The organism is Streptomyces nogalater, assembly GCF_039532885.1.
Lineage (GTDB): Bacteria > Actinomycetota > Actinomycetes > Streptomycetales > Streptomycetaceae > Streptomyces > Streptomyces nogalater.
This window is the reverse complement of sequence record NZ_BAAASM010000047.1, coordinates 1-20,741: the sequence shown is the minus strand read 5'-3', so window position 1 is coordinate 20,741 and position 20,741 is coordinate 1. Positions and strand designations below refer to the sequence as shown.

The window sequence follows — 20,741 nt, the reverse complement described above, 5'->3', positions numbered from 1 at the left end:
ACTACGACGACCCGGCGGCACCGGAGCCGAACAGCATGGTGGTCGCCGCGTCCGCCGTGGTGACCGACGACGAAGGACGCATTCTCCTCCAGCGCCGGCGGGACAACGATCTCTGGGCGCTACCAGGTGGCGGTATGGAGATGACCGACTCACTCCCGGGAACAGCCGTCCGCGAGGTGAAGGAGGAAACGGGTCTGGACGTGGAGATCACCGGGCTCGTGGGCACGTACACCGACCCTCGCCACATCATCGCCTACTCGGACGGTGAGGTGCGCAGGCAGTTCAATGTCTGCTTCACCGCCCGTGTAGTCGGGGGTCGGCTCACGATCTCGGACGAGTCCACGGAGCTGCGGTTCGTCCAGCCGCAGGAGATCGATCAGCTGCCGATGCACCACACGCAGCGGCTCCGGATCCGTCACTTCTTGGAACACCGTGAGCGGCCCTACCTCGGTTGATCGGACCGTCTATACCCGCTTCACGAGTTCGATCCGCGTTGGCGGGACGGTTTCCGGTGCCGGGCTGTCGCCCTATGTCCGGTGCGCAATCCAACGCTTCTCCCAGTAGAGGGCGAGTCAGTCTGTCAATCCGGTGGCGGCAAACAGGGCCAGTCAGTACATACTTCGGCATGGTCAAGTTGTTGGAGGGCCTACTTAGCGAGAGTAGGCGTACAGGATGGGCCTCGGGTCCGGGGACCATAGATCAAGTGCAACAAGAAGCCGCGTTGCTCGGGTGGAAGGAGGTCCCGATCCGGAAGGGCGGTCCTGCCATCTCGACCCTGCGGCCCGTTGATCAGGAGGAAGCAGAACCCAACTCCCTAAGTGCTCGCTACGGCAAGGGAGCACAGCCTCTGCACACCGATGGCGCACACCTTCCCGAACCACCAGACATCGTCGTCCTTGCCTGTGAGACCACAAGCACCACGCCCACCCGCCTCTGGAGTTGGGGGCGGGTGGGCGGTCGGCTCATCTCAACAGTGCCACACTTCTTGCGGCACGGGATCTTCCTCGTCAACAGCGGGAATGACAGCTTTTTCACTACGGCGCTGACAGGCGGGCGCCTGCGTTACGACCCCGGATGCATGATGCCCTGCGACGCACGGGCACGTCAGGCGGCGCAGTTCTTCAGTGAAGCGGAGAGTTCAGCAGTTGAATATAACTGGACCCAGCCTGGCCAAGTGCTCGTAATCCACAACAATCGAGCACTACATGCCCGAGCTTCCGCAGCCCATGATCCGCAGAGAGAATTGCAGCGGCTCAGCTTCCACCTGAGTCGCGAGGCATCATGACCAGACCATTTGATCACGATGCGCTCTGGGTAAAGGCGAAGCTCTTCCTGAATCGGGCTATGGATGAGGACTCCAGGTCATTCGATGAGCAGGCCCTATGGGCTGCCCTCGCCCTTGAGTTGTTGGCCAAGGCTGCCCTCGCACGAGTCTCTCCACTCCTTGTTGCAGAGCCAAACGAGGAGGGTACCAACCTGCTCATTGCAAGCGGCCTTGTCAAAGGTGACGCGCGCAAGTTCACGTCGGTGCGGGCGAAGACGCTGATGGCGCGCTGTCACAAAGCCTTCAAGCCATTTGATCAGGCAGAGGCCATGAAGATTATCAACGGTCGGAATGAGTACCTTCACAGCAGTGGCGCCGGCTTCATGGCGATCCCGCCCCATGCGTGGTGGCCCAGGTACTGGGCACAGGCCGCCATCCTAGTTACGGCGCTGGACCGCGATATTGACGAGCTGGTGGGTGGCGATCGAGAACACTTGGTCACAAGATACCTTGAGCAGAATGCTAAGAATCTTGAGCAGCGCACGGAAGCTCTGATCGAGAGGGCAAAGCAGCGCCGCCAACAGCGACTCGAACGAACCCTCCCGGAGAGAGTCGCTGCGGAGTGGAAAACCGGACCTCAGCTGGCAGCGCAACTTGAATACAGTCAGGTTGAGGAATGCCCGGCGTGCGGGTCGGAGGGGCTGCTTGAGGGTGGAGAGGTTATCGACTCCCAGGTCCACTATCCGACCGTCGGCGGGTACGGGACGGACGAGGAACCTGACTACTCCTACACGGACGACGTGTCAGTAACTTTGACCATCGGAGCCGAGTACTTCAGCTGTCCTGGATGCCAGTTGGTGCTTGGCAACTATGAGCTGCTTAGACAGGCAGGAATTGAAACTGCGTTCGATGCTGAGGGTGACCCCGATGATTACTTCGGGCAGGAGCCAGAGTACGGAAATGACTGATCACGACTGATATTGCTGAGCGCTCGGAGCGGGGTGACTTGGGCGGGTGGGCAGGGCTGGGCCGCGAACGCAGCGAGTCGGGGGGTAGTCAGTGCCCCTTACCGGAGCTGACGGCAACCCTGACGGCAACGACGGCACACAGAGACCGTTGGTCACGACCGTCAGTGATCAGCCGGGACTAAGGCGGAGTTTCCGCTGGCTAGCCTGCCCGATCCTACGGATCAGAAGGTTGTAGTCCGTGGGTTGAGGGGTGGACGATGCGGTGGCGCCGGCGGCTGGAGAAGAGCCGGTGGACCCCCTGTGGACCACGAGCTCCGCGCGAGGCCCGAGGTCGGCAGGCTGTAGACCCTTCGCCCCAGGTGGACCGGGCAAAGGCGGGTCCCGCGAGCGGCCGAAGGGAACGGTCTTGAAAACCGTCGTGGCAGCGATGTCACCGTGGGTTCAAATCCCACCGCCTCCGCAGAGGTTGCAGATGCGCGGGTCGGAAGGGGTGCTCCTCGACGAGGGCACCCCTTCGGCGCGGGGCTTGTTTCACCTGAAGGCGGACCGGCCGTTGGGTGTTGGTTCAAAAGCCTGCGGCGGCCATCACGCGGGAGCGCAGGGGCTCGGTCGTGAGCATGTCGGCGAACTGCCAGGAGTGGTTCGTGACCTCTTCTTCTTGCAGTTCGACCGCGTCGACGGTGGTGCGGAACAGGAACCGGAAGTCGAAGTGCAGGTGTTCCGGTTCGCCCTTCGCGTCGTTGGCCGGGATGGTGTGCACGTCGATGTGCAGGGGGCTGTCTCCGTCCGGCTGGACCTGCTCCCGGCTGATGCCGGTTTCCTCGGCCAGTTCGCGCAGGGCGGCGTCCCGCAGGCTCGTGTCCTCGGTCTCGACGTGCCCGCCGGGCAGCAGCCACTTGCGCAGGGACCGGTGCTCGATGGTGAGGACACGGCCGTCGGGGCGGACGAGAGCGGCGCCGGCGGTGACGTGGCCGCGGAACTCCTTGCGCGAGGCGACCGAGTCACCGGTCTGCTCGACGGCCTCTCGGAGAGGTGAGAGCGCGTCCTTCTCGTCCGGGTGGTCGGCGAGGTAGGCGTCGACGGTGTCGCGCACGTGCTGTGCGGTGATCGGCATGGGCTGCTCCTAGCGGTTGAAGTAGTTCAGCCACGTTCCGGCGATGGCCGCGCGGTCCGTGGCGTCGACCTCGTGCATACCGGGGCCGAGGTCTCCGCGGGCGAGGTTTCGGACGCCTGCGAGGATCTCTGCCTGAACGAGGTAGATGAATGGGCCCACGCTGGCGCCGTGCAGGAAGTTGACGGCGTTGCCGCCGTTGAGCAGATAGAAGTAGTGCCCGGTCGTCTGGTACCGGGTGACGTGCTCCCCGTCCGGGGTGCGCTGGTACACGTCGGGAAGGCCGGCCAGGTCGAGTTCGTCTTCGCTGCTGGTGACCGTGGCGACGTAGGCCCCGTTGCGCAGGGCGGAGAAGTCTTCGCCCCGTAAGGACACGGCACCGGTCGCGCACAGGATCAGACCGGCTCCGTGCAGGGCGGTATCCCGGTCCCGGGCCACGGTGAAGCCCTGTGAGAGGGCCTGTGTGCGGCGGACGGGGTCGACGTCGTAGACGGTGACCTGGACGCCCTTGGCGTGGAGCAGGCGGGCGATGCTGGAGCCGAGCTTGCCGAAGCCGATCACCAGGGCCGGACGGCCGTGCAGGATGTCGCCGCGGCCCCGCATCAGTGCCTCGGTCGAGAACACGACCGACTGACCCACGAGGAAGTCCTCGGGGTCCTTCAGCGGGGAACGGGCGACGGACACTACGGGGCAGGGCAGTTTTTCGGTGCTCGCGTACCGCTTGTGGCCGTTCTCCGTGTCCTCGACCACGCCCAGGACGCGGCCCGAGAAGCGCTCGCACAGAGCGCCGAGTGCCGGCGCGAAGTACCCGCCGACATCGAGCAGTACGACCGGCTCACCACCGGACCGCGACTCGATGTAGTCAACCGCGCTGTCGGGGTTTTCGAATAGCTCTCGGCAGAGGGCGTCGCACTGCGTGGTCTTCTCGATCTTCGACGGCACTCCCCGCCCAGCCGGTCGGCTGTGGCAGGAACGAGTGGACCCCGTGGTGAAGGGACACCTCTTCCGTGGGGCCTGTCTCACCTGAACGCGGTGTGTGCGTGGGCTACTCCACCGCCGGGTCCTCCTGGGCCTGGCGTACCGCGCGGCGCACTGCCTGTTCGACCTCGTGGGGGTCGGTGCCCGTGGCCTCGGCGCGGGCGGTGATCGCCTCGTGCACCGCGTCCGAGGCCGTGCAGAAGCGGCGCCGCTGCTCGTCGTACGCCTCGCCGGTCAGGCCCGCCAGGCGGGCGCGTTCCTCCTCGGCGGCGCGTTCCAGCCTGATCAGTTCATCCGGTATGTCCGTCACGTTCGGATCGTAAAAGGGTTCGGGCCGCCGCGCCTGCCCAGCCGTCCGGCTCGTGTCTGCCCGGAGCCCGCGCTCAGTGGTCCCGGTGCCCTGTTATCCGGGCCGCCGACGCGATCGTGGCGCGGGCCTCGTGTTCCGGTAGTCCGGTTGCCCGGGCCGCCTCGGTCAGGGCGTCGGCCAGGACGGGGCCGAGCCCGTTCTCGTAGGCGCGGCAGGCCGCCCAGAACAGGCGGGTGTTGCGCTGGCCCTCGTGTGCGGAGAGGACGAAGTCGACCAGGCCCTGGCCGTGGCGGTGGTCCCCGGGGGCGGCCGGTGCCGGGTGGCGGGGTCGGGGAGGGGGGACCAGGAGGCGGAGCAGGGCCGGCGGGCAGGGGGCCGGGGGCAGCCGGGCGGTGTCGGGGGCCACGGTGTAGACGCCGTGGTCGGTGCGGGAGCCGGGGCCCACCAGGTAGCCGCCGGCGCCCCGGATGTCGATGCCGGGGGCGAGCCGGCCGGCCGAGTTGGGGACCACGGTGTCCGGCGGGCCGGTCAGCCACAGGTGGCGGCCCCCGCTGGGGGTGAGCACGACGACCGTCTCCGGGATCGTGAACAGGTGGCGCAGGGCCAGTTCGCGCAGGGCGGCGGAGGAGTCCGTGCCGGACTTGGTGTCCAGGTCGACGCCGATCAGGTGGTACGGCGGCAGTCCGCAGGCGATGCCGTAGCCGGTGGCCCAGGGCGCGGCGGCGAACAGGGCGCGGACGCGTCGGGGGTCGGTGGTGGCGTCGTAGACACCGTGGCCGGGCCGGCCGCAGTCGCCGTGGCAGGGCGGTCCGGCCGGTTCCGGTGCGTCGCGGTGGGGGGAGCGCAGGGCCGGGAGCTTCGTCCGGGACAGGGGGATGACGGCCAGGCCGCGCTCGGCGGCGGACAGGGCGTGTGCGAGGGCCAGTGCCGTGGCCTGCCGGTCGGTGGTGGCCATGGTTCTATCGTCGTACATGTGTTCGAGAGTGGGAAGGGTGGGTGTCGGTTGCGCGCCAGGCGGGGTGGGTGGGACGGAAAGGTGCCGGAACGATTCATCCTTTGTGTGGCTTGAGGGGTGGAAGGTCGTGCTGGGTGCGTCTCGGGTGGGAAGCGGCTAAAGATGTCGATAGGGGTTTATCGACTTGTCATCACGCTTGAGTGCGAATCATGGCTTCCGGAGCGGTTCGCCGGGGATCCGCTGGGCAACTCTGGTTGCGCGACGTCGTCCACGACCGTCAGGCGGCCGGCCAACCGCCCCGACACGAGCAGCGGTTCACAGATTCCGGCCCTCGGGCCGCTCAGCGCTTGGTTCTGGAGGAACACATGGCAAGCATCCGTACCGCCCGCGTTCTCGCCGCCCTCTCCGCCCTGCCGCTCGCGGCCGCCCTCTTCACCGGTGTCGCGGCGGCGGACAACGGCGCTCTCGCGGGCGACGGATCGAAACGCCGGAGCGGCGGCGGTGCCCGACAGCGGTAGAGCAACACCGCGCAGGTCAACCGGTCCGGCTGGGTCGGCGCCCAGCAGGGCAACCGCAACGCGTCCGTCAACTTCACACCGCTGTGGGGGTGAGTCCGTGGGGGTGAGCCTGTGGGGATGACTCCGTGGGGGTGAGCCGTGGGGGGGAGTCCGTGGGGATGAGTCCGTGGGGGGAGAGTCCGTGGAGATGAGTCCGTGGAGATGAGTCCGTGGAGATGAGTCCGTGGGAGGTGAGTCTGTGGGGATGAGCCCGTCGGGGGTAGCCCCGTCGGGGTGAGCCTCGGCTGAGGTCCTTCGTGGGGAGGGGCCTCGTGGGAGTGCTTCAGGGTTGGGACGCGACTGCGCGGCGGTGCTCCGGTGCCGCCGCGCAGCCGTGTCCGGCGGCGTCGGCCGTACGCGGCGGGTCCTCAAGGCCGTACGTGGCGGGGCGGGGTTCCAAGGCCGTACGCGGCGAGTCCTCAAGGTTCGTGCCCGGCGGGTCTGCGAGGCCGTATCCGGCGAGCCCCCCGGGCCGTACCCGGTGGCTCCTCAGGGTCGTACCCGTAGACGGGGCGGTGCCGTGCTCCACCTTCAGGAGGTGGAGGCAGCCCTACCCCTACAACCTGAGGGGGACCCGCCTTCAGGACCTGCGGCCGATACCCGGCCGGGGTCTCCACTCCTAGCGTGGAGGCATGACCACACCCGTCTGCACCAGCGCCTCGGCCGCCGCCGCACCCAGGCGGCAGACCCCTCTCTACCCGACGTTCGCGGCGTACGTGCGGGCCCGCCAGCCGGTCCTGCTGCGCACCGCGCGCTCGCTGACCGCGAACCCGAACGACGCCGAGGACCTGCTGCAGACCGCGCTGGCCAAGACCTATGTCGCCTGGGAGCGGATCGAGGACCACCGGGCGCTGGACGGCTATGTGCGCCGGGCGCTCGTGAACACCCGTACCTCCCAGTGGCGCAAGCGCCGGGTGGACGAGTTCGCCTGCGAGGAGCTGCCCGAGCCCGAGCCGCTGCCCCTGGGCGACGACCCGGCCGAGCGGCAGGCGCTGCGCGACGCGATGTGGCGGGCGGTCCTGCGGCTGCCGGCGCGCCAGCGGGCGATGGTCGTCCTCAGGTACTACGAGGACCTGAGCGAGGCACAGACCGCCGAGCTGCTCGGGGTGTCGGTGGGCACGGTGAAGTCGGCCGTCTCCCGGGCCCTGGGCAAGCTGCGCGAGGACCCGGAGCTGGCCCCGTCCCGCTAGGCCGCCCCGCGTACGGTGACCGGAGCGTGACGCGCCCCCTAGTGACATACCGCGTGGTATGCGCGCAGAATCAGCGCAACCTCTACCACCGCGTAGGCAATGTCGCCCGGGAGGACTCCGTGCTGAGCACCATGCAGGACGTACCGCTGCTGATCTCCAGGATCCTGACCCACGGGTCCACGGTCCACGGATCGTCGCGGGTGACCACCTGGACCGGGGAGTCCGAACCGCACCGGCGCACTTTCGCCGATATCGGGGCCCGTGCCGCCCGGCTGGCGCACGCCCTGCGGGACGAGCTGGGCGTGGCCGGCGACGACCGGGTCGCCACGCTGATGTGGAACAACGCCGAGCACGTCGAGGCGTACTTCGCCGTGCCGTCCATGGGCGCGGTGCTGCACACGCTCAACCTGCGGCTGCCCGCCGAGCAGCTGGTGTGGATCGTCAACCACGCGGCCGACAAGGTCGTCCTCGTCAACGGTTCGCTGATCCCGCTGCTCGCGCCGCTGCTGCCGCAGCTGCCGACGGTCGAGCACATCGTCGTCTCCGGCCCCGGCGACCGCGCCCCGCTGGCGGGCGCCGCCGCCCGGGTGCACGACTACGAGGAGCTGATCGACGGCCGGCCCGACCACTACGACTGGCCCGAGCTGGACGAACGCCAGGCCGCCGCCATGTGCTACACCTCCGGCACGACCGGCGACCCCAAGGGCGTGGTCTACAGCCACCGTTCGGTCTATCTGCACTCCATGCAGGTCAACATGGCCCAGTCGATGGGCCTGACCGACCAGGACACCTCGCTGGTCGTAGTCCCGCAGTTCCATGTGAACGCGTGGGGGCTGCCGCACGCCACCTTCATGACCGGCGTGAACCTGCTGATGCCGGACCGCTTCCTCCAGCCGGCCCCGCTCGCCGAGATGATCGAGTCCGAACGGCCCACCCACGCGGCGGCCGTTCCGACCATCTGGCAGGGCCTGCTCGGCGAACTCACCGCGCGCCCGCGGGACGTCTCCTCCCTCACCCAGGTCACCATCGGCGGCGCCGCCTGTCCGCCGTCCCTGATGACGGCCTTCGACAAGCTGGGCATGCGGGTCTGTCACGCCTGGGGCATGACGGAGACCTCGCCGCTGGGCACGGTGGCCCGCCCGCCGGCCCACGCGGCCGGTACCGAGGAGGAGTTCCGTTACCGCGTCACCCAGGGCCGTTTCCCGGCGGGTGTCGAGGCCCGCCTCACCGGCCCCGACGGCGCCCGCCTGCCCTGGGACGGCGAGTCGGCCGGCGAGCTGGAGGTGCGCGGCCCCTGGATCGCGGGCGCCTACTACAACGGCCCCGACGCCGAACCCCTGCGCCCGGACGACAAGTTCAGCGCGGACGGCTGGCTGAAGACCGGAGACGTCGGCACCATCTCCGCCGACGGCTACCTCACCCTCACCGACCGCGCCAAGGACGTCATCAAGTCCGGCGGCGAGTGGATCTCCTCGGTCGAGCTGGAGAACGCGCTGATGTCCCACCCGGACGTCGCCGAGGCCGCCGTGGTCGCCGTACCCGACGACAAGTGGGGTGAGCGCCCGCTGGCCACGGTCGTCCTGCGGCCCGGCGCGCGCGCCGACTTCCAGGCCCTGCGCACCTTCCTCGCGGAGGAGGTCCGGATCGCCCGCTGGCAGCTGCCCGAGCGCTGGACCACCGTCGCGTCGGTGCCGAAGACGAGCGTGGGCAAGTTCGACAAGAAGGTGCTGCGCCGGCAGTACGCGGAGGGAGAGCTGGAGGTCACCCGCCTGTGACGGTGGCTCCAACCCTCGGGCCCTGGCGTGGTGGTCGTACGGGTTCTCCGGTCGTGACGGTGGTCGTCGTACAGGCTCTCCGCCCGTGCCGGAGAGTACGGGTCCCCTTCGTGACGAAGGCCGGGTCCGGGGGCGGGGTCGGAGCCGGCACGCCCGGCGGGTCCCGGTCCCGGCCCCTGCCGCCGGTGTCAGCGCCGGTGCCAAAGCCGGTACCGGTGCCAGTGCCGGTGTCAGCGCCGGCCGGTCCGCAGGGTCGCCGCCCAGCCCAGCGCCAGCCACAGGCCCGCCACCGCGCACACCCCGGCCCAGCCCCAGTGCCCGAAGGCGGGGCCCGCGGCGGCCGAGGCGAGGGCGCCGCCGGCGAAGCCCGAGACGACGTAGGCCGTGTTGGCGGTGGCCGGTGTGGTGGTCGTGGTCAGGGCCACGGTCTGGTTGGCCACATGGGAGGCCACCAGGGCCGCGTGGATCGCGATCGCGGCGGCGAACAGCGCCGGCAGCACGTGCCCGCCGAGCCAGAACAGCGGTACGGCGACGGCGGCCAGCACGAACGCGGTGCCGACGACCCGCCCGGCACCGAACCGGTCCACCAGGCCGCCCGCCAGCGGAGCCACCGCGCTGGCGGTCAGCCCGAAGAGGCCGAAGAGCCCGGCGGTCGCGGTGGACAGGCCGTACTCCGGCCCGGTCAGCAGCAGGGACAGCGAGGTCCACAGGGCGCTCCAGGCGCCGAACATCCCCGCCTGCCGGATGCAGGACCGCCGCAGCTCGGGGGAGCGGCGCAGCAGCCCCGGCAGCTCGGCCATGCCGGAGAACAGCCCGCCCTGCCGGGCCGGCCGGTCGGACGGCAGGGCCAGCGCGGTGGCCAGTCCCAGGATGAGGGTGAGGACCGAGGACCCGGCGAACACCCAGCGCCAGCCCAGGCCCTGCCCGGCGAGACCGCCGAGCACCCGGGCCGCGACGATGCCGGTGAACAGTCCGGCGATGACGGCGGCGACATGCCGGGCGCGGCGGTCGGCCGGGGCGCGCGCGGCCACCAGCGGGACCAGCAGCTGGGGTATGACGGTCGCCGCGGCGGCGACGAATACGGCGGCGGCGAGGGGCGCGGTGCCCGGTGCCAGCGCCGCGACGAGCAACGCGGCCGTGGTGGCGACGGAGAGCCAGGCGACGAGCGAGCGGCGGTTGACGCGGTCGCCGAGCGGAGCGAAGAAGAGCAGGCCGGCGGCGTAACCGAGCTGGGCCACCGAGGCGATCCAGGCGATGGCCGACGGGGTGGTGCCGAAGTCGTGGGAGATCAGCGGGAGCAGCGGGGCCGCGAGGTAGATGTTGGCGGCCGTGACGGCGGTGCAGACGGCGATGAGCAGGAGGAAGAGGGTGCCGGAGGCCGGCCGCTCACGGGTGGGTTCGCGGGTGGGTTCCTGGATGGGGTTCCGGGTGGGTTCCTGGATGGGGTCCCAGGCGGGTTCCCGGGTGGGCGACGCCTGGTGGGAGGAGGTGGCTGACGCCATGGGGGGAGCTTCTCCTTAGAGCCGACTCACGCAACTAACTGGTTGGTTGCAAAGCTCCAACAGTGTGCACCGCCGACCGCATTCCCGCCAACCAGATAGTTGGTAACCGGCTTGCCGACGCCTACCCTGTCCCCATGGCAACAGTGAGGGACCCCGAGGCCACCAAGGCCCGGATCTTCGAGGCGGCGGTCGCCGAGTTCTCCCGGCACGGCATCGCGGGCGCCCGTATCGACCGCATCGCGGCCGCGGCCAAGGCCAACAAGCAGCTGATCTACGCCTATTTCGGCAACAAGGCCGAGCTGTTCACCCAGGTCCTCGGCAGGTGCATGGTCGACCTGGCCTCGGCCGTACCCATCGACCCCGACGACGTCGACGGCTGGGTGGACCGCCTCCTGGACTACCACGCCACCCACCCCGAGCTGCTGCGCCTGCTCTTCTGGGAGGGCATCGAGTACGGCAGCGCCGAACTGCCCGACGAGGAGGCCCGCCAGGACCATTACGCCCGCAAGGTCGCCGAGATCCGGGATGCCCAGGAGCGGGGTGTCATCACGGACGCCATCCCGGCCGGCGACCTGCTGATCCTGCTGATCTCGCTGACGAACTGGGTCTCCGCGGTCCCGCAGATGCGGCGCATCCTCACCGGCCCGGGGGACGCCGACCAGGACCGCCTGCGGGCCTCCGTCAAGGAGGCGGCCCGCAGACTGGTCGCGCGCTAGCCCACCCCACACTGCCGACGCCCGACCGCTGCCGGGCCGCGTTCGGGCGGTGCCGACCGGCGTCCGGTCGTTGCCGGGCGGTGTCCGGTCGTAGCCCGGCCGCGTCGGAGCGGTGCCGGGCGGCGCGTCCGGGCGGTGCCGGCCGGTTGCCGTCCGGCCCCTAGTTGGTGCCGATCCGGGCCAGCAGGTCGACGATCCTGCTCTGCACCTCGGTGCTGGTGGACCGCTCGGCGAGGAAGAGCACGGTCTCGCCGGAGGCCAGCCGGGGCAGGTCGGCCTGGTCGACGGCGGCGGTGTAGACGACCAGCGGAGTCCGGTTGAGCTGCCCGTTCGCGCGCAGCCAGTCCACGATCCCGGCCCGTCGGCGGTGCACCTGCATCAGGTCCATCACCACCAGGTTCGGCCGGAACTGTCCCGCCAGCGTCACCGCGTCGTTGTCGCTCGCGGCCCGCGCCACCTGCATCCCGCGCCGCTCCAGCGTCGTGGTCAGCGCCAGCGCGATCTCCGGGTGCTCCTCGATGAGCAGCACCCGCGGCGGATGCTGCTCGCTGTCCCGGGGCGCCAGCGCCTTCAGCAGTACGGCGGGATCGGCGCCGTACGCCGCCTCGCGCGACGCCTGGCCGAGCCCGGCCGTGACCAGCACCGGCACCTCGGCCGCCACGGCGGCCTGCCGCAGCGACTGCAGGGCCGTCCGGGTGATGGGCCCGGTCAGCGGGTCCACGAAGAGCGCGGCGGGGAAGGCCGCGATCTGCGCGTCGACCTCCTCGCGCGAGTGCACGATGACCGGCCGGTACCCGCGGTCGCTCAGCGCCTGCTGGGTCGTCACATCCGGCGCGGGCCACACCAGCAGCCGACGCGGGTTGTCCAGCGGCTCCGGGGGCAGCTCGTCGTCCAGCGGCTGCGGGCGCGGGGTGTCCGCCACCTCCACGGCCCCGCCGGGACCGTCCAGCGGCTCCGGTCCCTCGGCGGCGTCGGGCTCCGGGGCGCCGATGGCGTACGACCGTCCGGCCCCCTCGGTACCCGGGGCCGGCCGCCCCGGCATGGGCGGCTGACCGGTCGGCGAGGGCTGCGGCGCGGGGGGCCGGCCGACGGGCGCCGGATGCCCGGGCACCGGTTCGGACACCGGGTGCGGCCGGGCGCCCTGGTCCGGCCGGGCCTCCTGGCGGGCGGCCGGGTCCGGGGGCGTGCCCAGCTTGCGCCGACGGCCGGAACCGCCGGGCGCGTGCGGCGGCGGGGTCGCCGTCGGCTGCTGCACCTGCGCGGCCTGCCGGGCGAACGGCACGCCCTGACCGAGCGTGCGCACGGAGATGGCCCGCCCCTGCGTCGAGTCCGGGTCGACCGGCCCACCACCGGCGGCCTCGGCGGGCAACGGCTGTGCGGCGCGCGGCGGTTGACCACCGTGGGGGGTGGTGGGAGTGGTGGGTACGGCGGCCTCGGCGGCACCGGTGGGCCCGGTGGGGAGGGGCGTGCCCTGAGCCGGTGTGCCGGGGGGCGGGAGCGGGGTTCCCGCGCCGGCGGTGTCGCCGGCACCCGCCCACTGCGGCGGGGCGCCGGCCGCGGGGCCGCCGACGGGCGGCACCGGCACGGGCTGGGCCCCCGGCGCCTGCCCGGGCGCGGCCTCGGCGGGCAACGGCAACGGGCCCGGACCCGCCACCGGAGTGCCGGCGGCCGGGGTACCCGGCTGCGTGGCGGCCGCGGACCGAGGCGCCTGCGCCGGCGCGGACTGCCCGGCGGCATCCTGGAGGGATGTGCCCTGGGAGGGTGTGCCCTGGGGCGGCGTGGCCGAGGCCGGTGCTGAGGGGGTGGAGACCACCGGGGCGGGAGCCGCCGGGGTGGGCGCGGGCTGCCCGGGCGTGGGCTGTCCGGGCCGGCCCTGGGCGGGGGCGGGGGCGGGTACGGCGGTGCCGGGCTGGGCGCCGGGAGCCACGGGACCGCCCTGGACGGGGATGCCCTGCCCGATCGTGCCCTGCCCGATCGTGCCCTGCGCGGCCGTGCCCTGTGCGGGAACGCTGGGCGCGGGAACGCTGGAGGTGTGCTGACCGGGAACCGGCGGTACGGCGGTCCCCTGCGGCATCTGGCCGGGGGCGCCCGGCCTCGACAGGGGCCGGGACTGGCCGGGTACGGTCCCCGGCGCCACCGCCTGGGCGGTCTCGGCGGGCTGGGCCACGGCCCGGCGCCGGCGGCCGGTCGGCGCGCTGGTCGGGTGCGGCTGCGGCGGGGTGTGGTCGTCGGCCTGGTCGAGCGGTACGGCGTCGTGCCGCCCGTCGAGGCCCGGCAGCCCCTCGACGGACACCGGCATCTGGGCGGGCAACTGCACCTGACCGGGCAGCGGCCCGGCACCGGGAACGCGCGGCCGGCCGCCCTCGGCGACCCCGGCACCCGGAGCGACGGGCGCACCAGCGTTCGGAGCCATGGGCGCACCAGCGTTCGGGCCCACGGGTGCGGCGGCGTTCGGAGTCATGGGCGTGGCGGCGCTCGGCGCCACCGCGGCACCCGTACCCGGGGCCAGGGGCACACCGGCGCTCGGATCGGCGGGCACACCGGCGCCTGGAGTCACCGACGCGGCCGTACCCGAGTCGGCACCGGGAGCCACCGGTACGGACGTACTCGTACTCGTGCCGGTACCCGTAGCCGCGCTTGGGGCCGGAGCCGTACCACTCACCGCGGCAGGAGCCTCCTCGGTCCCGTGGGTCCCGTGGGTCCCCTGGGCCTCTCGCGTCCCCTCGGGGGACCGGTCGGCCTCGGCCGGCGGCAGGGCGAACACCGTACGCGGGCCGCTCGCCTCCTGCGCCGCGGCGCGCTCCGCGGCGGCGGCCAGTGCACGCCGGCGCCGCCCGCCCGGCTGCGCACCCTCGGCGTCGAGAGCATCGCCCCCCTGGACGCCGTCCGCCTGACCACCCTGGGCCGGAACCACCGGGCCGCCCTGGACCGGAACGGCCCGCGCACCCGGCGTCACTTCACCCCCGGCGCCGGCCCCGGCCACCACTGCGGGAAGGGCGGGCGGCAGGGCGGCCTGCGGCGCGGCGTCGACCTCGTGGCGGGCCCGTCGGCCCGTACCCACCGGCACGCCCTGGGGCGGCACGGTGCCACCCAGCCCCGTACCCGAGGCGGCGGCCCCCGCGCTCTGCTCGGCCGAGGTCACGACGGCTCCCTCGGCCACGCCGTCGCCCTTGCCCGTACCGGCACCCGCGCCCGTACCGGAAGTCGTACCCGCGCCCGCACCGACGACGTCCACGCCCGTACCGGCGCTCGCGCCGTCGGCCGGCCGGGCGCGGCGCCGTCCGGTCCCGCCGGACGCGTTCTCCGCGCCCTCGGCCGAAGCCGCGTCGGTCTCCCCGGCGGGCACGGCGGCCCGCCGCCGGCGCCGTCCGGTCGGGACCGGTGCCTCGATCTCCCCGGTGTCACCGGCACCGGCCAGGTCACTCTCCAGGAATGCGTCCGTGTTGGACCGCCGGGCCCGCCGCCGGCCGCCCCCGCCACTCTGCTCGGCCGCACCGGAGTCGTCGCCGGCGTCCGGCAGCGGCGCACCGGTTACGACGTCCGGAAGCGGCCCACCGGCTACGGCGTCCGGAAGCGGGGCACCAGCCACGGCATCCGGCAGTGGCGCACCGGCCACGGCGCCCACGACCCGCGCGCCGACGGCGTCCGGGACCTGCGGGGCGACGGCGTCCGGGACCTGCGGGGCGACCGCGCCCGCACCGCCTCCGAGGGGCACTTCGAGGACGTACGCGCTGCCGCTCATGCCCGGCACCTCGTGCGTCTGGAGCACGCCCCCGTGGGCGCGCACGATCCCGCGCACGATCGGCTCGTGCACCGGGTCGCCTCCGGCGTACGGCCCGCGGACCTCGATCCGCGCGACCTCGCCGCGCTGGGCGGCGGCGATCACGACCGTGTTGTCCAGGTAACCGCCCGCCGACACGGGCGTGTTGCCGGTGGCGTCGACCCCGGCGACGTCCGCGACGAGGTGCGCGAGCGCGACGGCGAGCCGCTGCGGGTCGACCTCGGCCTCGATGGGCGGCGCGTGCACGGCGAACTGCACCCGGCCCGGACCGATCAGCTCGACGGCCCCGTCCACACCGGCGGCGACGACGGCGTCCAGCATCACCTTCGTACGGGTGATGTCCTCGGTGCCCGCGTCCAGCCGCTGGTAGCCGAGGACGTTGTCGATGAGGGTGGTGATCCGGGAGTACCCGGCGGACAGGTGGTGCAGGACCTGGTTGGCCTCGGGCCACAGCTGGCCGGCGTCGTCGGCCGCCAGCGCGGACAGCTCGCGCCGCAGCTCGTCCAGCGGCCCGCGCAGCGACTGCCCGAGCAGCGTCAGCAACTGCTCGTGCCGCCCGGAGAGGACCTCGTACCGGTCCTTCTCCCGCTCGGCGAGCGCCGCGTACCGCTCCTCGCCGGCCGCGAGCTCCTCCGCGTGCTTCTCGCGCAGTTCCTCGATCTCGGTGCCGTGCTGCTCGCGCAGCTCCTCGACCTCGGTGACATGCTGCTGGCGCAGCGCGGTCAGGTCGGAGGCGTGCTCCTCGGCGAGCCGCTCCAGCTCCTCGGCGTGCGCCTTCTCCAGCGCGGCCTTCTCCTCCACCACGGCGTCGTACGGCCGGCGGTCGGTGAAGGTCATCACGGCGCCGACGAGCTGGTCCCCGTCCCGCACCGGCGCGGTGGTCAGGTCGACCGGCACCTTCTTGTCGCCCTTGGACCACAGCACCTGGCCGCGCACCCGGTGCTTGCGCCCGGAGCGCAGGGTGTCGGCGAGCGGCGACTCCTCGTACGGGAACGGCGAGCCGTCGGCGCGCGAGTGCAGCACGAGGGTGTGCAGCTCCTTGCCGCCCAGCTCACCGGCCCGGTACCCCAGTATCTGGGCGGCGGCCGGGTTGACCAGCACGATCCGCCCGTCGGTGTCGGTGCCTACGACACCTTCCGCGGCCGCCCGCAGGATCATCTCGGTCTGCCGCTGCGAGCGGGCCAGCTCCGCCTCGGTGTCGATGGTCCCGGACAGATCCCGGACCACGATCATCAGCAGCTCGTCGCCGGTGTAGCCGTAACCGTCGTACGCCTGCTGCCCGTTCTCCAGGCTCGCGCTGGTGACCTCGACCGGGAACTCGGTCCCGTCGGTGCGCCGCGCGACCATCCTGGTGGGCTTGGTCCGCCCCTGGGGGGCCATGTGGTCGGGCCGCCGCATCGAGCCGGGGATGAGCCGTGAGTCGAACTGCGGCAGCAGATCGAGCAGCCCACGGCCCACGAGAGCCGTGCCGGGCGTCTCGAAGGCCTCCAGCGCGATGGTGTTGGCGTTGACGACGGTTCCGTTGGCGTTGACCAGGACCAACGCGTCCGGCAGCGCGTCGAGTATGGCTGCGAGGCGAGCAGCGCCTCGGGATGGCCTGCTGCTCACGAGACGCCTTCCTCCCTGTTACCGCACCTTGCCGACCGCTCGGGCCATCTTGCCAAGGGGCCCGCGACGTGTCACGCGAGGGAGTCTAAGGGCACGGGCCGTCCTCGCGGCGCCGGATGACGGGGAGGTCCCACGAGGAAGTGACGGCGAACGCCAGACCGATACCCCGGCTCCGCGATACCTGCCCGGATCCTTTACGGAACCGGTGCGCCCGTCGAACTCGCAGGTCACGCACGCCGTCCGCGGCCACGCCGGGCTAGACGGAGCCGCCGATCCGCGGCAGCAGGGGCACCATGCGGTCCCACCGGTCGATCCGGCACCCGTCCCCGCGGTCGTACGTGGCGTCGACCGGACGTCCGGCCCAGATACCGGTGATCCGGGCGGTGGCCGGGCCGCCGTGGACCAGGGTGCAGACGGTGCCGGGGGCGACCGGCGCGAAGGGGTCCCGCCCCCACCGCGTGTTCGCGTCGAGCGCCCGGCAGGCCCCGGCGGGGTCCGGGTGCCGGCCGGCCTCGGGATGGCAGTACACGTCATACCGCCCGTCCCGCCCGGCACCGGCCTGCCGGACCACGACGGTGAGGTGATCCCCCCGGTCCTCGGGCCGGACGGGGGGAAGCGTGGCGCCGGTCGCGCGGTCTTCGGGCTGGGCGGGCGGAGGCGTGGCGCCGGACGCGCGGTCCTCGGGCCGGGTGGGCGGCGGCATGGCGCCGGACGCGGCGGCGGGTACGGCGGTGAGGGGAACGAGACAGGCGGTGGCGACGGCGAGGGACGCCAGCAGGCGGCGCCGTGCGGTGACCGGCAGGACAGAGATCATGCCCTGTCAACGCCGGACCCGCCGAGACGTTGCGGCCGCGTGCCCGAGCCGTTGCGCCGTGTGGCCGAGAGGCGCCCCGTTCCGGCCGAGCCGTTGCGCCGTGCCGCTGAGACCCGCCCCGTTCCGGCCGAGACGCCGCGTTCCGTCGGCCCGGCCGTCGCGCCGCACCCTCGGGAAGCCCTTTGCCCTGCGGCCCGCCTGCCTAGTACCGTGGGGGGCGATTGGTGACAGGGCACTCGCCTGTGTCATCATCTGCACGCACCACTCGCGCGCTCGCGTGAGCGGTTGTGCTGGAGGCGTCGCCTAGTCCGGTCTATGGCGCCGCACTGCTAATGCGGTTTGGGCCTTAAAGCCCATCGAGGGTTCAAATCCCTCCGCCTCCGCTCCAACCGAAGCCCCGGTCCTCAGGACCGGGGCTTCGTCGTTCCCCGCCCTCGCACCGGGCCCCGTGGACGTTTCCGCAGGTCACAAGGGGTGCGGGGATCGGATTTCACATGACGGCGGCAGTCATGTAATGTTCTTCCTGTCGCCGCGAGCGGGCCGAAAGGACCGGGAGCGAAGGCAAAACAAAAGAACAAGCACTCGTAGCTTAACGGATAGAGCATCTGACTACGGATCAGAAGGTTGCAGGTTCGAATCCTGCCGAGTGCACAGCAAACCAGAGGCCCTGTGGAGTGATCCACAGGGCCTCTGGCTTTTGTCTTGACGGCAGTGTTTGACGGCAACCGCTCCTGTCCCCGATCGGCGAGGGCGTCTGCCGATGCGAACCGCGGACCATGAACCCCACGCGCGCCCATCGCGGGGCTGACGCTTGCGCCCGGTGGCGACGCAGATGGAGGTTGGTACGGCTGCCCAGCCCTTAGCTCCCCTTGAGCCCCCTGAGGTGTCGGTGGGTGCCGGTAGCCTGGTGTTGTGCTCCGTCACGGACACTAGATGTTGTGGTGTGCCTATTGGGTCATGGCACATGTTGTGGTGTCTTGCTTGCTGCTGGGCCGTTCGGGGTGCTTCACTTGATCCGCCAAACCAAAACAGGCCCCAGCCGGGGCCCAACTTGGGGTTGGGCACACGGCAATGGGGCCTGATGCGTTGGTCGCGCCTTGGGACCTTATCGCCCTCTCTTGGTTCCTCCAAGACGGGCAGCACCGCGCGTCCGACTCCGGAAACGGATGTGCCATGACAGGCCGGCCCAACACCCGGGATGTGTCCAAGCGCGACGATGGCTGGGCGGTGACGAAGCCTGGGGCCGAGAGAGCCAGTGCACTTCTGCCGACTCAGGCGGCGGCAGTTGCTCGGGCCAAAGAGATCCTGGCCAACGAGGGCGGCGGAGAGCTTCGTGTTCGCGGTAAGAACGGGCAGGTGCGGGAGCAGAACACCGTTCCGCCGGGCAGGGACCCGAAGAAGTCGAAGGGCTGATCGCGATGGGCAAGTACGTGATCAATAAGGACTTCAGCGGGCAGCGTGAGGTTGAAGCCGCTGGCTTCAAGACCGTTGGCGACTTCATCGACTTCTACACGGTCGATGGAGACGGTGACATCGTCGTGACGCTCCGAATCCGGTCCGCTCGGGTAGAGACGATTGACCTGGTCAGTGGCTGACCCAGGTAGGCCGTGCTGAGACGGAGCCCCTGCCAGCGCGGCGAGGGCTCCGTCTCGGGATGTGCGAAACCACTGGGTTGCAGTTAGGGCCTCGGTTTCGCCTCCATCTACTCACTCACTTCGTGTCGTCGTCCTCCCGTAGGGCTTGGCCCACGCGGTCGAAAGCAGACCGCTGGGAGTCGAGTCGTACGAAGGTGTAGATGTCCATGGTCACGCGGATGGAGCTGTGGCCGAGGACTGCCATGATCATTCGGGCGTCGGCGCCCTGTTCGTGGAGCAGGGACGCGCAGGTGTGGCGCAGGTCATGGAAGCGGACCTTACGGACTTTGGCGCGAGCGCACAGCGCCTCGAAGGACCGGTTGAGGTTGCGCGGCTCGATGGGGGTCCCGTTCTTCGTGGTGAAGACGAGGCCCTGACCTGTCCCCTTCCAGTTGGCACCGGCCGCCTTCCGGTCGGCTATCTGCTGTGCGCGCTGGGCACGGAGCGCCGTCACGCATTCGGCCGGCAGAGCCACGCGGCGGGCCGAGCGCTGAGTCTTCGGTGCGACGATCAGCAGTTCGCCGCCGACGCGCTGTAGAGCCTGCCGGACGGTGAGGACACCTTCATGAAGATCCACGTCCGACCAGCGCAGCCCCAGCAGCTCACCCCGACGCAGGCCGACGCGGACCGCCAGCTCGTAGACGGCCCACAGCCGGTTGTCACGGGCCGCCGCCAGGAGCTGACGCCCTTCCTTGGCGGTGAGCGGTTCGATCTCGCGCTTCGTTCCCATGCTCAGCTCCACGTTCCGGGCCACGTTGCGCGGCAGCTCGTCTTCCCGTACGGCGTGCTGGAGGGCGGCCCGCAGGATCACGAGCAGGAAGCGCACGGTCCGGTCGGAGGGGAGCTTCTTGCAGCACTTGCCGAGGGCACAGCAGCGCCGCTTGTGCTCCGGCCGCTTCTTGTCCTTGCCCTGCGCGCAGCACTGGCAGGTGGCGGCCGTCTTGGTCAGGAAGGCCCGAATGTCGCGGGCGGTGAGCCGGGCCAGCTTCTTCTTGCCGAACTCGGGCGTGACGTAGTTGCGGACGAGAGATTCGTAGTTGACGTAGGTTGTCCGGCGGACCTTGCCCTGGGCGACGTTCACCAGCCAGTACGTCAGGTACTCGGCGATGGTCATCTTGCTGGTGGCGACCGGCAACCCGTTGAGGGAGTCGGCCTTGAGCTTGGTCAGCTTCTCGTGTGCCTCGTCCCAGGTCCTGCCGTAGACGCTACGCCGCTTGTACGTGCCGTCCGTCGTCAGAACGTAGGCGCTGCCTTCCCAACGGCCGTCCTTCCGCTGGTAGATGGTGCCCTCGTTGTTGGCGTTCTTCTTCGGCTTGGCCATCAGGCGGCTTCCTGTTCGGTGCGGAGAGATACGTAGGCGTCCAGGGCGGCTTCGCTGATGCGGCGGCAGCGGCCGATCTTGAAGGAGGCGAGTTGGCGAGAGCGGATCAGGTCGTGGACCTTCCAGCGGCTGATGCCAAGACGTTCCGCGACCTGGTCCACGGTGAGCACGGCCGTCTTCATGCGGGCAAAAGTCCTTCCTGCTTAAGGCGTTGGGTGTGGGCGATGTCGTGGCGGACTTGGGCGGCGAGGAGTTCT

At 71.2% G+C, this 20,741-nt stretch carries 18 protein-coding genes and 3 tRNA genes; 12 read left to right on the top strand and 9 right to left on the bottom strand.

The features are described 5' to 3' along the window. The 4 genes from ABD350_RS28305 to ABD350_RS28290 all read left to right on the top strand — a co-directional run. Positions 1 to 455: NUDIX domain-containing protein (locus tag ABD350_RS28305; protein ID WP_344351485.1), on the top strand; the 455-nt coding region annotated here is incomplete at its 5' end. A 248-nt stretch (positions 456 to 703) separates the two neighbouring features. After that, positions 704 to 1,285, top strand: a complete 582-nt coding sequence (locus tag ABD350_RS28300) for a Fe(II)-2OG oxygenase family protein (protein ID WP_344351484.1) — start codon at positions 704 to 706, stop codon at positions 1,283 to 1,285. 59 nt (positions 1,286 to 1,344) lie between these two features. After that, on the top strand, positions 1,345 to 2,232 hold the full coding sequence (locus ABD350_RS28295) for a hypothetical protein (RefSeq protein WP_344351483.1): 888 nt from the start codon (positions 1,345 to 1,347) through the stop codon (positions 2,230 to 2,232). Positions 2,233 to 2,602: 370 nt separating this feature from the next. After that, positions 2,603 to 2,689 (top strand) — tRNA-Ser (locus tag ABD350_RS28290). A gap of 108 nt (positions 2,690 to 2,797) precedes the next feature. Here the strand turns inward: ABD350_RS28290 and ABD350_RS28285 are convergent. The 4 genes from ABD350_RS28285 to ABD350_RS28270 all read right to left on the bottom strand — a co-directional run bounded on the left by ABD350_RS28285 (position 2,798) and on the right by ABD350_RS28270 (position 5,586). Further along, on the bottom strand, positions 2,798 to 3,346 hold the full coding sequence (locus ABD350_RS28285) for an NUDIX hydrolase (RefSeq protein ID WP_344351482.1): 549 nt from the start codon (positions 3,344 to 3,346) through the stop codon (positions 2,798 to 2,800). A gap of 9 nt (positions 3,347 to 3,355) precedes the next feature. Beyond that, positions 3,356 to 4,285, bottom strand: coding sequence for an adenosylhomocysteinase (locus tag ABD350_RS28280; RefSeq protein ID WP_344351481.1), 930 nt, complete (start codon positions 4,283 to 4,285; stop codon positions 3,356 to 3,358). 103 nt (positions 4,286 to 4,388) lie between these two features. Further along, positions 4,389 to 4,631, bottom strand: a complete 243-nt coding sequence (locus ABD350_RS28275; RefSeq protein WP_344351480.1) for a hypothetical protein — start codon at positions 4,629 to 4,631, stop codon at positions 4,389 to 4,391. Positions 4,632 to 4,704: 73 nt separating this feature from the next. Beyond that, positions 4,705 to 5,586 carry a bifunctional DNA primase/polymerase gene (locus ABD350_RS28270; RefSeq protein WP_344351486.1) on the bottom strand — a complete coding sequence of 294 codons (882 nt, stop codon included), beginning with the start codon at positions 5,584 to 5,586 and terminating at the stop codon, positions 4,705 to 4,707. A gap of 365 nt (positions 5,587 to 5,951) precedes the next feature. Here ABD350_RS28270 and ABD350_RS38055 point away from each other — a divergent pair, with 365 nt between their 5' ends. The 3 genes from ABD350_RS38055 (at position 5,952) to ABD350_RS28255 (ending at position 9,108) form a co-directional block, all read left to right on the top strand. Beyond that, positions 5,952 to 6,104 carry a hypothetical protein gene (locus ABD350_RS38055; RefSeq protein WP_382467045.1) on the top strand — a complete coding sequence of 51 codons (153 nt, stop codon included), beginning with the start codon at positions 5,952 to 5,954 and terminating at the stop codon, positions 6,102 to 6,104. A 671-nt stretch (positions 6,105 to 6,775) separates the two neighbouring features. Beyond that, positions 6,776 to 7,333 (top strand): SigE family RNA polymerase sigma factor, encoded by a 558-nt coding sequence (locus ABD350_RS28260; RefSeq protein WP_344351479.1) that lies wholly within the window; start codon positions 6,776 to 6,778, stop codon positions 7,331 to 7,333. Positions 7,334 to 7,452: 119 nt separating this feature from the next. Next, positions 7,453 to 9,108, top strand: a complete 1,656-nt coding sequence (locus ABD350_RS28255; RefSeq protein WP_344351478.1) for a long-chain fatty acid--CoA ligase — start codon at positions 7,453 to 7,455, stop codon at positions 9,106 to 9,108. 230 nt (positions 9,109 to 9,338) lie between these two features. On the opposite strand, the gene ABD350_RS28250 is transcribed toward ABD350_RS28255, so the two are convergent. Then, on the bottom strand, positions 9,339 to 10,610 hold the full coding sequence (locus ABD350_RS28250) for an MFS transporter (protein WP_344351477.1): 1,272 nt from the start codon (positions 10,608 to 10,610) through the stop codon (positions 9,339 to 9,341). Between the two features lie 134 nt (positions 10,611 to 10,744). On the opposite strand from ABD350_RS28250, the gene ABD350_RS28245 reads away from it, so the two are divergent. Then, positions 10,745 to 11,326, top strand: a complete 582-nt coding sequence (locus ABD350_RS28245) for a TetR family transcriptional regulator (protein ID WP_344351476.1) — start codon at positions 10,745 to 10,747, stop codon at positions 11,324 to 11,326. Positions 11,327 to 11,486: 160 nt separating this feature from the next. On the opposite strand, the gene ABD350_RS28240 is transcribed toward ABD350_RS28245, so the two are convergent. Further along, complete coding sequence (locus ABD350_RS28240) at positions 11,487 to 16,715, bottom strand: hybrid sensor histidine kinase/response regulator (RefSeq protein WP_344351475.1); 5,229 nt, start codon at positions 16,713 to 16,715, stop codon at positions 11,487 to 11,489. Positions 16,716 to 16,971: 256 nt separating this feature from the next. Continuing rightward, the gene (locus ABD350_RS28235; RefSeq protein ID WP_344351474.1) at positions 16,972 to 17,529 is read right to left on the bottom strand and encodes an SSI family serine proteinase inhibitor; all 558 of its coding nucleotides are present in this window, start codon (positions 17,527 to 17,529) and stop codon (positions 16,972 to 16,974) included. Between the two features lie 292 nt (positions 17,530 to 17,821). Here ABD350_RS28235 and ABD350_RS28230 point away from each other — a divergent pair. From ABD350_RS28230 to ABD350_RS28215, 4 genes are all read left to right on the top strand, one after another. Next, a tRNA-Ser gene (locus tag ABD350_RS28230) sits at positions 17,822 to 17,912 on the top strand. 195 nt (positions 17,913 to 18,107) lie between these two features. Then, positions 18,108 to 18,180: transfer RNA gene (locus tag ABD350_RS28225), tRNA-Arg, on the top strand. Positions 18,181 to 18,729: 549 nt separating this feature from the next. After that, positions 18,730 to 18,942, top strand: coding sequence for a DUF2188 domain-containing protein (locus ABD350_RS28220; protein ID WP_229924281.1), 213 nt, complete (start codon positions 18,730 to 18,732; stop codon positions 18,940 to 18,942). Positions 18,943 to 18,947: 5 nt separating this feature from the next. Continuing rightward, entirely contained in the window at positions 18,948 to 19,124 is a 177-nt protein-coding gene (locus tag ABD350_RS28215) for a hypothetical protein (protein WP_344351473.1), read from the top strand. Positions 19,125 to 19,239: 115 nt separating this feature from the next. Here ABD350_RS28215 and ABD350_RS28210 read toward each other — a convergent pair whose 3' ends face one another. Both ABD350_RS28210 and ABD350_RS28205 read right to left on the bottom strand, forming a co-directional pair. Then, on the bottom strand, positions 19,240 to 20,484 hold the full coding sequence (locus tag ABD350_RS28210; RefSeq protein ID WP_344351472.1) for a site-specific integrase: 1,245 nt from the start codon (positions 20,482 to 20,484) through the stop codon (positions 19,240 to 19,242). Continuing rightward, positions 20,484 to 20,666 (bottom strand): helix-turn-helix domain-containing protein, encoded by a 183-nt coding sequence (locus ABD350_RS28205; RefSeq protein ID WP_344351471.1) that lies wholly within the window; start codon positions 20,664 to 20,666, stop codon positions 20,484 to 20,486. The genes ABD350_RS28210 and ABD350_RS28205 overlap by 1 nt, the downstream gene beginning before the upstream one ends. Between the last annotated feature and the right edge of the window lie 75 nt (positions 20,667 to 20,741).